The 12,858-nt window shown below is 59.9% G+C and carries 6 protein-coding genes and 1 pseudogene; 6 read left to right on the forward strand and 1 reads right to left on the reverse strand.

Translation table 11 applies throughout. The annotated features are described in order from the left end of the window. Nucleotides 1–137: 137 nt before the first annotated feature. From glgX to AC1DWG_RS21555, 6 genes and pseudogenes are all read left to right on the forward strand, one after another. Complete coding sequence (gene glgX, locus AC1DWG_RS21530) at nucleotides 138–2,300, forward strand: glycogen debranching protein GlgX (protein ID WP_477764168.1); 2,163 nt, start codon at nucleotides 138–140, stop codon at nucleotides 2,298–2,300. Nucleotides 2,301–2,515: 215 nt separating this feature from the next. Continuing rightward, the gene (locus tag AC1DWG_RS21535; protein WP_477788324.1) at nucleotides 2,516–3,274 is read left to right on the forward strand and encodes a PIG-L deacetylase family protein; all 759 of its coding nucleotides are present in this window, start codon (nucleotides 2,516–2,518) and stop codon (nucleotides 3,272–3,274) included. Between the two features lie 78 nt (nucleotides 3,275–3,352). After that, a complete protein-coding gene (locus AC1DWG_RS21540) occupies nucleotides 3,353–4,153 on the forward strand; it encodes an endonuclease/exonuclease/phosphatase family protein (RefSeq protein WP_477788325.1) in 801 nt (266 codons plus the stop codon). A gap of 274 nt (nucleotides 4,154–4,427) precedes the next feature. Then, nucleotides 4,428–7,010: an autotransporter family protein gene (locus tag AC1DWG_RS21545; protein WP_477788326.1), complete on the forward strand. Its 2,583-nt coding sequence runs from the start codon at nucleotides 4,428–4,430 to the stop codon at nucleotides 7,008–7,010. Nucleotides 7,011–7,051: 41 nt separating this feature from the next. Next, nucleotides 7,052–7,591, forward strand: a pseudogene (locus AC1DWG_RS21550) (autotransporter outer membrane beta-barrel domain-containing protein); the annotation flags it as partial. Between the two features lie 81 nt (nucleotides 7,592–7,672). Then, the gene (locus tag AC1DWG_RS21555; protein WP_477788327.1) at nucleotides 7,673–10,552 is read left to right on the forward strand and encodes an RHS repeat domain-containing protein; all 2,880 of its coding nucleotides are present in this window, start codon (nucleotides 7,673–7,675) and stop codon (nucleotides 10,550–10,552) included. Nucleotides 10,553–10,624: 72 nt separating this feature from the next. Here the strand turns inward: AC1DWG_RS21555 and glgB are convergent, their stop codons facing one another. Next, on the reverse strand, nucleotides 10,625–12,856 hold the full coding sequence (gene glgB, locus AC1DWG_RS21560) for a 1,4-alpha-glucan branching protein GlgB (protein WP_477764163.1): 2,232 nt from the start codon (nucleotides 12,854–12,856) through the stop codon (nucleotides 10,625–10,627). Nucleotides 12,857–12,858 lie beyond the last annotated feature (2 nt).

The raw sequence follows: 12,858 nt of genomic DNA on the forward strand, positions 1-12,858 counted from the left end.
ATCGCGAGCAGGCTCGCTCCTACATGGGATCTGTGTCGTTCAAAAATTTGCGGCCCGTTCCCGATAAATGTAGGAGCGAGCCTGCTCGCGATGGCGGCGTGCCAGTCGCCATAGGTTTTGAGTTTGCAGGAGCACTTATGACCAGCCCAAAGAAAGCCGCCACGCCAGCCCCGCGTGCCGAAGCCACGCGAATCCGCGAAGGCCTGCCCTTTCCGCTGGGTGCCACCTGGGATGGACTGGGCGTCAACTTCGCGCTGTTTTCCGCCCACGCCACCAAAGTTGAACTGTGCCTGTTCGACGACGCCGGCGAGGTGGAACTCGAACGCATCGAACTGCCCGAATACACCGACGAGATCTACCACGGCTACTTGCCCGACGCCCATCCGGGGCTGATCTACGGCTATCGCGTCTACGGCCCGTACGACCCGGCCAACGGCCATCGCTTCAACCCCAACAAACTGCTGATCGACCCCTACGCCAAACAACTGGTCGGCAAGCTGAAATGGTCCGAAGCGCTGTTCGGCTACACCATCGGCCACCCCGACGCCGACCTCAGCTTCGATAAACGGGACAGCGCGCCCTTCGTGCCCAAATGCAAGGTCATCGACCCGGCGCACACCTGGGGCCACGACCACCGCGTCAGCGTGCCGTGGGACAAGACAATCATCTATGAAACCCATGTGCGCGGCTTCAGCATGCGTCACCCTGCCGTCCCCGAAAACCTGCGCGGCACCTTTGCCGGGTTGATGGTCGATGACGTGGTGGAGCACATCCGCAAACTCGGCGTGTCGACCGTGGAGTTGCTGCCGATCCACGCGTTCGTCAACGACCAGCATTTGTTGCACAAGGGCATGACCAATTATTGGGGCTACAACAGCATTGCGTTCTTCGCCCCCGACCCGCGTTACCTGGCCAGTGGCAAGATTGCCGAATTCAAGGAAATGGTCGCGCACCTGCACGAAGCCAATCTGGAGGTGATCCTCGACGTGGTCTACAACCACACCGCCGAGGGCAATGAACAAGGCCCGACCCTGTCCATGCGCGGCATCGACAACGTGTCCTACTACCGCCTCAAGCCCGATGACAAACGCTTCTATATCAACGATTCCGGCACCGGCAACACCCTGGACCTGAGCCATCCCTGCGTGCTGCAAATGGTCACCGACTCCCTGCGCTACTGGGCCTCGGAAATGCACGTGGACGGTTTCCGCTTCGACCTGGCAACCATCCTCGGGCGTTACCACGACGGTTTCGACGAACGCCACAGTTTCCTCGTGGCCTGCCGCCAGGACCCGGTGCTGCGCCAGGTCAAACTGATCGCCGAAGCCTGGGACTGCGGCCCCGGTGGTTATCAGGTCGGCAATTTTCCGCCGGGCTGGGTCGAGTGGAACGACAAATTCCGCGACACCGTGCGCGCCTTCTGGAAAGGCGACGATGGGCAACTGGCGGATTTCGCCAGCCGCCTGACCGCTTCGGGGGAAATGTTCAATCAACGTGGCCGGCGGCCCTACTCATCGGTGAACTTCGTCACCGCCCATGACGGCTTCACCCTCAACGACCTGGTGTCGTACAACGACAAGCACAACGAAGCCAACGACGAAGACAATCAGGATGGCAGCAACAACAACCTGTCGTGGAACCACGGCGTCGAAGGCCCCACCGACGATCCCGACATCAACGCATTGCGCCATCGGCAGATGCGCAATTTCTTCGCCACCCTGCTGCTGGCCCAGGGCACGCCGATGCTGGTGGCCGGCGACGAATTCGCCCGCACCCAGGACGGCAACAACAATGCGTACTGCCAGGACAGCGAGATCGGCTGGGTCAACTGGGACCTCAGCGAAGACGGCAAGGCCCTGCTCAAGTTCGTCAAACGCCTGATCAAGTTGCGCCTGACCTACCCGATCCTGCGGCGCGGGCGTTTCCTGGTGGGTAATTACAACGAGGACATCGGCGTCAAGGACGTGACCTGGCTGGCGCCGGACGGCACGCAAATGACCACCAGGCATTGGCACGATGCGCACAATCGCTGCCTGGGCATGCTGCTCGATGGCCGCGCCCAGGAAACCGGCATTCGCCGCAAAGGCGCCGACGCAACGTTGATGCTGGTGGTCAACGCGCATCACGACATCGTCAATTTCCGGCTGCCGGAAGTGCCTGACGGTGGTTTCTGGACGTGCATGATAGACACCAACCAGCCGTCGATCCACGGCCAGGAGCGCTTCGAGTTTGGCCACAAGTACTCGGTCACCGGCCGCTCGTTGCTGCTGTTCGAGTTGCAGCATGAGGAAGAAGAGTAAAAGAGACTCCAGGCATTCATGGCCGCAACACCGCAGAGCGGAAAAATCATTCTGGATAAGCTCGCGACGCGACGAATAGCGTTACATGAGCAATACTCGATTCGCGGCAATCCAGGGTTAGGCTTGTCGCACATTGCTTTCAACGAGCCCTCACGGGTCTGCCGGCCCTGGCTCGCACACGACTGAGGGCGAAACACAACAAGGACGTAATCCCCATGAAATCCGTTTCCGTCAGCGAAGCCAGCCTGCCATCACAAATCTGGAACAGTGCCCCGCAACTGGACAGCATCCCGGTCATCAGCACCCAATCCCTGGTGCCCACCGGCTCACGCGCGGTGCTCATTGCCCCGCACCCCGGCGATGAAGTCGTGACCTGCGGCGGCCTGCTGCAATTGCTCAGCAACCTGGGCCACCCGCTGCAATTGATCTCGATCACCGACGGCAGCGCCAGCCATCCAGGCTCTCGGCAGTGGTCGGAAAAACGCCTCAGCGTATTTCGTCCCCAGGAAAGCGTGGAAGCCATCCGCCGACTCGGTTTGCCGATGCACAGCCTGAAGTGGATTCGTGGCGGGTTTACCGACAACGCCCTGGTGGAACACGAAGAACAGATCGCCCGATTCATCACGCGCTACCTGCGTCCAGGTGATGTGGTGTTCAGCACCTGGTGCGAGGACGGCAACCTCGACCACGACACCGTCGGCCGGGCCAGCGCCAGGGCCGCGGCCAACGCAGGGGCATCCTACAACGACGTACCGCTCTGGGCCTGGCACTGGCCGGCACGGGACCGGGAGTTGATTCCCTGGCATCGTGCACGCAAGGTGCGCCTCGATACCTGGACCGTCGCCCGCAAGAGCCACGCCATTCACGCCTACGCCAGCCAACTCGACGGCGAACCGGCCATCGGCCTCGCGCCATTGCTGCCGCGGGCGCTGCTCGAGCGTATCCGTTTGCCTTATGAAATCGTGTTGGTTTGACAGCGCACCCCATCAGACTGAACTGCCTGCCGACGCATCAGTCGCATACATAAGCAGCCCTGAATCAGAGGAGTGGATGTGGCCAGTCATTCAAAACGGCAGGTAGCCCAATCAACGCCATTGAACACACCCCCGGCGATTCATCGGCTTCGCGTGCTGACGGTCAACACCCATAAGGGGTTTACCGCACTCAACCGGCGCTTCATCCTCCCAGAGTTGCGTGAAGCGGTGCGCAGTACGTCGGCAGACCTGGTGTTTCTGCAAGAAGTCGTCGGCGAACACGACCGGTATTCCTCCCGCTACAACGATTGGCCACAAACCTCGCAATATGAATTTCTCGCCGACAGCATGTGGGGCGACTTCGCCTATGGACGCAATGCCGTCTATCCCGACGGTCATCATGGCAATGCCCTGCTGTCGAAATACCCGATCCGCGAGTACCGAAACCTGGATGTTTCCATTACCGGCCCGGAACGTCGCGGCTTGCTGCACTGCGTACTGGACGTGCCGGGGCATAACGAAGTGCATGCCATTTGCGTGCACCTCAGCCTGCTGGAAAGTCATCGTCAGCTGCAGTTGCAGTTGCTCTGCCAACTCCTTGAGTCCCTGCCCGAGCAGGCGCCGGTGATCATTGCCGGCGACTTCAATGACTGGCAGATGCAGGGCAATGCCGCCCTGGCTCGTCGCAATTATCTGCACGAAGCCTTCGAACGCCACCATGGCCGCCCGGCCAAAACCTACCCCGCGCGGTTCCCCTTGCTGCGCCTGGACCGCGTCTACCTGCGCAATGCCAGCAGCCACGAGCCGCAAATACTCGGGAACAAGCCGTGGACGCACCTTTCAGACCATTTGCCATTGGCGGTGGAAGTGCATCTTTGAATCACGGCCATTCAGTGCCAATTGACGAAAAATCGTCCCCCACCTGTTATTTCTGACAGTAGCCACGTTGGATCCATGCCTGCTACGTTGGTGACGCCCTGACGGATATCCGCAGGGGCTTGCGACACACACGTAGCGCCTTGGTTGCCGATGGTATTTGCGGGTCACTGTTTTTCCCGATGTTGTCTTGCAACTCGCGCTGCCGAGCACGTCTGATTCCTGGTCGTTCCTGACAACCCAAGGAACGGAAGTTGATCCCATCGCGGAGGCAAGCATGGAGTTTTCGACAGATCTGTCCAAGTACCGTTATGGCGCCTGCCTGTTCTCAATCTGGTTATGTGTGAACTGGCCCCAGCCCACCCAAGCAGCCTGCACAATCTCCCCCACCGCCGGTAACGACAACTTCGTGTGCGACAGCGCCACCAGCGGGCCGCTGACCGATTTGTCGGGCAATAACTCCCTGACCTTCCCCACCAATGGCACCGGCAGGATCAACGGCAACGTGACCTTCGGCGCGGGTACCGACACCGTGACCATGGCCTCGGGCATCGTGGCCGGCGCGGTGGATCAGGGCGACGCAGCGGACAGCTTCACAATCAGTGCCGGGCAAGTCACCGGGGAGGTCAGCCAGGGCAGTGGCATCGATAACTTCGTCATGTCTGGCGGGACCATTCAGTCCCTGGCCCAAGGGGACGGTCACGATACCTTCCTGATGACCGGCGGCACCATCGTCGGCGCTTTCGAGGATGGCGACATCGCCAAAATGACCGGCGGCACCATTGGCCGGGTCGACATGAAACTCGATAACAATATTTTCGATATGTCCGGTGGGCAGATCCTCGGCAACCTGGTGACCGGTTTGGGCACCGATACCATCATCGTTTCCGGTGGCCGTATCGGCGGCAACATCAGTGTCAGCAATGGCAACGACAGCATCACGGTTACCGGCGGGGAAGTCGTCGGCGAGATCCGCGCCGGCAACGGCGATGACAGCCTGGTGTGGGACGGCGGCGGGATCATCCACTCGCAAATTCTCCTTGAGGCGGGCGACGATAGCGCGACCTTGCGCAATCTCACCGAAAGCACCCTCACCCCGAGCCTCAATGGCGGGGTTGGCAATGACCTGCTGACCTTCGATCACACCACCTCGTCAGGCGCCACCCGCTACGTCAACTGGGAAACGGTCAACCTCGGCAACAGCTCGCGCTTTGATCTCGATGGCACTTTTCAATTGGGGGACAGCACCAGCGGCACGGGCGTGTTCAACGTCGATGGCAGCAGCACGCTGACGTCGGTGCAGGGCAGCATCGCGCCATTGACTGCAGGTCGGCTCGTTACCTTGAACAACAGCGGGGTCATCGACCTCACCGGTGGCAACTCGCGCACCAATGACAGCCTGACGGTTGAAGGCAATTACGTGGGTAACGGCGGCCAGTTGCTGCTGCAAAGCGCCGTGGGCGATGACAGTTCTCCCAGCGACAAGCTGGTGGTCAACAACGGGACGCTGACCGGCAGCACCCTGATCAGCGTCACCAACGTTGGCGGCGTAGGCGCCCTGACCCAGCAAAACGGCATCCAGTTGGTACAGGCCAAAGGCACGGCAGTCAGCGACAACACTGCGTTCGCCCTGAAAGCGCCAGTGTCGGTCGGCGCCTTCGATTACCGCCTGTTCAAAGGCGGTATCACACCGGGCAGCGAAAACAGTTGGTACCTGCGTTCCTCGGTTGTGGCGCCGCCAGTGGTTGCGGTTGCCAATCCTGATCCCGCCTTGCCGCCGACGCTGGTGCCCATCGTGGCGGTGCCGGTGGCCGCGCCGGTGGTTGTGGCTTCCGGTGTTGATGGGGTTGCAACCGTCGAAGCCCCGGTGTTACCGGCCGCCGTACCCGGTGCCGCCCCGATCCCCCTGTACCGCGAGGCAGTGCCCACCTGGTCGGTGGTGCCGCCGGCAGCAGCACAGTTGAGCCTGACCGCCTTGGGCACTTTTCATGACCGTCAGGGCGATCAGCGCCTGCTGACCGAAACCGGTGCCTTGAGCGCCGGTTGGGGCCGGGTCTATGGCAAGAACCTCGAGCAGACCTGGACCGGCACCGTCAAGCCAAGACTGGATGGTTCGCTCAATGGCTTTCAGGTCGGCAATGACCTGTTCGCTTCGCAGTTGGCCAGTGGTCAAACCCAGCGCAGCGGTTTCTTTATCGGCCACAGTCGATTGCAAGGCGATGTCGACGGTTTCAACGAGGGCTTTGAAGGCAAACGCTCCGGCAAGGTGGAGTTGCAAGGTGACAGTCTTGGCGTTTACTGGACCCTGACCGATCCTGCCGGCGCCTATCTCGATACCGTGGCCATGTATACCTGGCTCAACGGTGACAACCGTTCCGAAAGTGGACTGAAGATCGACAATGACGGTCACGTCACGACGTTATCGGCAGAAGTCGGGTATCCGATTGCGGTGGCCGGTAGCTGGGTGATCGAACCCCAGGCCCAGGCGATTTATCAGAAGGTCAAACTCGACAGCCAGGACGACGGCATCTCCCATGTCTCGTTCGACTCCGACAGCGCCTGGACCGCTCGCGTCGGCGCACGCCTGAAGGGTCGCTACGAGGTCAGCGGCCGGCCGTTGGAACCGTACCTGCGGGCCAATATCTGGCACACCTTCACCGGTACCGACACGGTCACCTTTGACCATGTCGATCAGGTCGAAACCGAGCAACGAACCTCGTCCGCCGACCTCGGTATCGGCATGGTGCTGAGCGTTGCAGCCTCGGTCAGCGTGTACGCCGGACTCGACTACACCAGCAATATCGACAGCAACCAACAACGGGGAACGTTCGGTAACGTGGGGGTTCGGGTGACGTGGTGAGGGTTGAAAAGCGCTCCGGCCTGATTTTTTTTTGACGATCCACCGAAGACGCCGCGCCCACGGCCTGGGACCAACTCTACGGCCAGCCCTCTCGCCAGGTACAAACCGATTACCTTTCCCTGGGGTTGGCCGTCCCCGGCACCCACGAACTCAAAGGCCCGGCGATATTTACCCTGCAAAGCGCCAGCGGCCATATGCAAAGGGTCGGTCTGGAGTCAGCGGCTTCGGCCGCAACGAGCAAGGGACCCGAAGAGCCACCGAGGGCAGTGCGAGGACGTTGTCGGTGGAAGGTGGTTTCCCCATCGGCCTTGGCGAGAACCGGGTGATTGAACCCCAAGGCGCAATTGATCAATCAGCGCATCACCCTGGACACCCCGTATACCGGCAACACCGTGACCCTCGATCAGGTCGACAAGATCAGCAGTAGCCGTAGTTCCTCGACCGTCGAACTGGGTCTGGGCCAGGTCGCCAAAGTGACGCCGACCGTGGGCCTGTATGTCAGCGCCGACTACAGCAGCGACGTGGATGACAGTGATTTGAACGGATTGATTGGCAGCCTGGATGTGCGGATGCGCTGGTAAAAACTGGTATTTCTTACAGTATCCGCGGCCCTGCGGGTAATGCATTGTAATGGCAGGTCACTCTGATCGAGAGCATCACGAATGTCATTGGACTATGCGCATCACGGCACACCGAACCTTGCGGTTTCAGATCCCCGTGGCCTGGGGGTCAGGGCCATTCAATACCATCGGCGGCTGGCGGCCGATCCGCTTGAAGCGCGGGTGACGCATCAACGGTTCGATGCCGCCGGGCGGCCGCTGGCCAGCCGTGACCCGTATCTGTTTGCCTTGGCGCAGAACGATGCCTCGGTGCCGGCCAACCTTAGCCAGGTGTTCAGTTTGTCCGGCGTACCGTTGTCGAGTGACAGCGTGGACGCGGGGTGGCGAGTGGCATTGCACAGTGCAGCCGGGCAACGTGTCGAAGCTTGGGACGGGCGCGGCAGCCATTCCCTGACTGAGTTCGATGAACTGCTGCGGCCGGTGGCCGTGCATGAACGTGGTGAAGATGTCGCCGAGCATGTCCTTGAGCGTTTTACTTATGCGGGAGTCGATGCCGGCGCGGCCTCACGTAATCTGTGCGGTCAGTTGATTCGCCACGACGACCCGGCGGGGACGTTGCACCTTAATGATCTCGGCATCGCTGGCGCACTGCTACAACAGACGCGGCATTTTTTGCTCGAAACCAATCCCGTGAACTGGCCCGACACCGTGCCCGCCCGCGATGCGTTACTTGAGCCTGCTGAGGGCGCCATCACCGCCCTGCACTATGCCGCCAGCGGTGAACTGTTCCAGCAAATCGATGCACTGGGTAATCAGCAGCGTTTTACCTACACCGTCGCCGGTGAATTGAGCGACACGCGACTGATCTTGGCCGGTGAAGGCCAAACAGAACGGACGCTGGTCAGCGATCTTCGCTACAACGCCTCCGGCCAGATCGAGTCAGAAACCGCCGGCAATGGCGTCGTCACCCGCCACCGCTACGATCCTGCGGATGGCCGCCTCATCGGCCTGAGCGCCCACAAAGCCAACGGCACGCCGCTGCAGGATCTGAAGTACCGCTATGACGCAGTCGGCAACGTTCTGAGCCTCGAAGATACCGCCCAGCCGATCCGCTACTTCAACAACCAGCGCATCGAACCGATCAAGACCTATCGCTACGACACCCTCGATCAATTGATCGAAGCCACCGGATGGGAGGCAAAGACTGGGCATGGCGGTCCCGCCCTGCCCGACCTGCAGCCCTTGCCTCTCGACCCCAACCAGGTTGCCAATTACAGCCAGACGTATCACTACGACGCCGGCGGTAACCTGCTGGACCTGACGCACGTCGGCGCTCAGGCCCATGGCCGCACCTTGACCCGCGCCCGATACAGCAATCGCTGCTTGCCCGAACGCAACGGCCGTCCGCCGACCGAAGAAGAACTGGCCACCGGTTTCGATGCCAATGGCAACCTGCGTGAACTACAAGCGGGTCAATCGCTCGCCTGGGACCTGCGCAATCAGCTGTCCAGCGCGCGCCCGGTCGTCCGCGAAGACGGCAATGATGACTATGAACGCTACCTCTACGACGGCGGTGGCCAACGGGTGCGCAAGGTGCGTGCAAGCCAGACCAACGCTCGCACGCTGGTCAGTGAAGTGCGTTACCTGCCCGGCGTTGAGATCCGCAGCCAAGGCGGCACTGGGGAAATCCTTCATGTGATCTGCGCCAGCGCTGGAAGTAACAGCGTTCAGGTGCTGCACTGGGTTGCCAATCCGTCGGAGAACATCACCAACGACCAGGTGCGCTACAGCCTCAATGACCACCTGCAATCCAGCGCACTGGAACTGGACCAAAACACTGACCTGATCAGCCAGGAATGGTATTACCCGTATGGCGGCACAGCGTGTTTCGCGGCCCGCTCGGCCACAGAAGCCAAATACAAGACCGTGCGCTATTCGGGCAAGGAGCGGGATGCGACGGGGCTTTATTACTATGGGTTCAGGTATTACGCGCCGTGGTTGCAGCGGTGGATTAATCCGGATCCAGCGTGGGGAATTGACGGCCTCAACTTCTATCGAATGGTCAGGAATAACCCCATTGCTCTTCATGATCCAAATGGCTTGTCACCACACGGGGATCTGGCACGAACAATCATGGCCTCCAAAAGCTTTCAAAAAAATTACTATAAAAATCCTGAGATGGCCCTGAGTTTCATGGCAGAGATAGCTCAGGAGCAAAATCATCCCGCAGAGGTGATTGAAAGAGCGATACGAAGGGTTCGAAAGGAAATGAACTCACCGCTTGAAGAAGTAACGACACAGACAAGTAGTTTAGCAATCGCAAAACCTGAAAAAGAAATTCGCAAACCATCGCAAGAATATAAATACATGCGCGAATTCAATGCCATCTATTCCACAAATAAAGGCTCAGCGGCAATCAATAGCGCCATGCGAACGGGAACCCAGATTTCCATTAACGGCAATGAAGTGCTACGTGAAATAACAAAGCGGCATGGAGACGAACAGTTTTCCGGAAAGACAGGTAAAGATATAGAAAGCTCCATCAAAGTTACCGCCAAAGTCTTTAACCTGCACAACACAGAACAAATCAGCTACCAACTCTACAATCAAAGTGAAGCATCACTAACCACCTATTATCGTGGCCAAGACATATCAGATAGAGGCCTAGACGAACTTTTCTCTGCAAAGGAGGAGGGAACCGTCCTTCATTCAACGAGCTTTCTTTCGGTAGCGAAGGAAAAGAGCGTTGCTGAAGGATTCATGCACGGGACCAAGCCACTCCTAATAGCGATAAATGGATTTAGCGCCGCAAATGTAAATTCACCATACTCGGTGCGAATTGAAAAAGATTTAGTATTTACACCGCATGCAGATTTTGTAGTGACCGGTATCGGAAAACGCGAGAGCAACCAGAACCAATACGTTGTTAACCTTAAAGAAATACGAGGACACACTGGCACTCGCACCGCAATGCCATATTAAAACTTTCAATGTAGCGCTGGAGTGTGGCACTGGGTTGCAAGCCCACTCCAGAGCTTCTACTTCAGGTCTGAATTACCCCTCCGGCCTTAACATCAACACCGCCAACGGCGGCAAATTCAGCACCAACGACAACGCCTGCCCATGGCTCGGCGTTTCCTCGGCCAGCGCCCCACCACTATTGCCGTAGTTGGAACCGGCATAAATCGACGAATCGCTATTGAGCACCTCACTCCACTGCCCGGCAAACGGCACCCCGACGCGATAAGCCTCGCGCGGCACCGGGGTGAAGTTGGCCACCACCAGCACAGGCCGGCCGTCCTTGCTCCAGCGCAGCCAGGCATAAACGCTGTTGATCGCGTCATCGCCGATCAGCCACTGGAAACCCTGCGGCACATCGTCCTGCTCGTGCAGCGCCGGCTCTTCGCGGTACAAGCGATTGAGGTCAGACACCAGTTTCTGCACGCCCTTGTGCTCGGAGTATTGCAACAGGTACCAGTCCAGTTGCTGGTCATGGTTCCACTCGCGCCATTGGCCGAACTCGCAGCCCATGAACAACAGCTTCTTGCCCGGATGCGCCCACATGAAGCTCAGGTAGGCCCGCAGGTTGGCGAATTTCTGCCAGCGGTCGCCGGGCATCTTGTCGATCAGCGAGTGTTTGCCATGCACCACTTCATCGTGGGAAATCGGCAGGATGAAGCGCTCGGACCAGGCATACACCAGGCCGAAACTCAGCTCGTTGTGGTGGTGGGCGCGATACACCGGGTCCTGCTGGATGTAATGCAACGAATCGTGCATCCAGCCCATGTTCCATTTATAGGCAAAGCCCAGGCCGCCCTGTTGCGTGCCCTGGCTGACACCCGGCCAGGCGGTGGATTCTTCGGCGATGACCAATGCACCGGGCGCTTCCAGGGCAACCACGTCATTGAGGTGGCGCAGGAAGTCGATGGCTTCGAGGTTCTCCCGCCCGCCATGGCGGTTCGGCACCCATTCGCCAGCCTTGCGCGAATAGTCGCGGTACAGCATCGAGGCCACCGCATCGACCCGCAGGCCGTCGACATGGAAATGCTTGAGCCAGTGCAGCGCCGACGCCAGCATGTAGCCGTGCACTTCGGTGCGCCCCAGGTTGTAGATCAGCGTGTCCCAGTCCTGGTGGAAACCTTCCTGCGGGTTGCCGTACTCGTACAGCGCCGTGCCGTCGAACTGGGCCAGGCCGTGGATATCAGTGGGGAAATGCGCCGGCACCCAATCGAGGATCACCCCGAGCCCGGCCACATGGCAGGCGTTGACGAAGGCGGCGAACTCGTCCGGCGTGCCATACCGCGCACTCGGCGCGAATTGCGACAACAACTGATAGCCCCACGAACCGCCGAACGGGTGCTCCATGATCGGCATCAGTTCGATGTGGGTGAAGCCCAGGTCTTTGACATAGGGAATCAGCCGCTCGGTCAGTTCCGGCCAGGTGTACTGGCGGGCCACTTCGCCCAGGTCGTCCAGCTCGCATTGCCACGAGCCGGCGTGCAATTCGTAGATCGACAAGGGCGCCGTCACCCGGTGGCGGTCGCCCCGGGCCATCATCCAGTCCTGATCCTGCCAGTCGACGTTCAAGGGTGAAGCGACTTTCGAGGCGGTGTCCGGTGGCAGACTGGTGGCCAGTGCCACGGGATCAGCCTTCAACGGCAGTATGCCGTGGGCGCCGAGAATCTCGTATTTGTAGGTGTCCCCGGCCTGCAGGCGCGGGATGAACAACTCCCAGACACCGGTGGGATGACGCAGGCGCATCGGGTGCCGGCGCCCGTCCCAGACGTTGAAATCGCCGACCACCGACACCCGCCGGGCATTCGGTGCCCACACGGCAAAACGCACGCCGTCGACACCGTCCACGGTTTTCAGTTGCGCGCCCAGACATGCACTGAGGTCGCGGTGATTGCCTTCGGCAAACAGGTACAAGTCCATTTCGCCCAGCAACGGGCCAAAGCTGTAAGGATCTTCTACGGTTTGCTCGCCGCCGGCCCAACGGGTGCGCAACAGATACGCTTGCGCATGCTGGAAATGCCCGACGAACAACCCCGGCGTCTCCGTGACTTCAAGGTGACCAAGCTCTTCGCCGGAGTCCCTGGCCAGCACCTGCACACTCAGGGCACCCGGCAGGTAAGCACGGATGAATTGCCCGCCGGCACCGTCACCATGTGGGCCAAGAATGGCAAAAGGATCGATATGCTCGGCGCGCACCAATGCATCGATATCCCGCGTGTTGGGCAGCAGCGCTTCTTTGTGATGACCCTGTTCCTTGTTCGAGACACTCATGA

The sequence above is a fragment of the Pseudomonas sp. P4_B3 genome (genome assembly GCF_056402295.1).

Excerpts from the sequence above, each read along its gene's own strand:
- glgB (WP_477764163.1), bottom strand. The coding sequence starts at position 12,856 with ATGAGTGTCTCGAACAAGGAACAGGGTCATCACAAAGAAGCGCTGCTG.
- glgX (WP_477764168.1), top strand. The coding sequence starts at position 138 with ATGACCAGCCCAAAGAAAGCCGCCACGCCAGCCCCGCGTGCCGAAGCC.
- AC1DWG_RS21535 (WP_477788324.1), top strand. The coding sequence starts at position 2,516 with ATGAAATCCGTTTCCGTCAGCGAAGCCAGCCTGCCATCACAAATCTGG.
- AC1DWG_RS21545 (WP_477788326.1), top strand. The coding sequence starts at position 4,428 with ATGGAGTTTTCGACAGATCTGTCCAAGTACCGTTATGGCGCCTGCCTG.
- AC1DWG_RS21555 (WP_477788327.1), top strand. The coding sequence starts at position 7,673 with ATGTCATTGGACTATGCGCATCACGGCACACCGAACCTTGCGGTTTCA.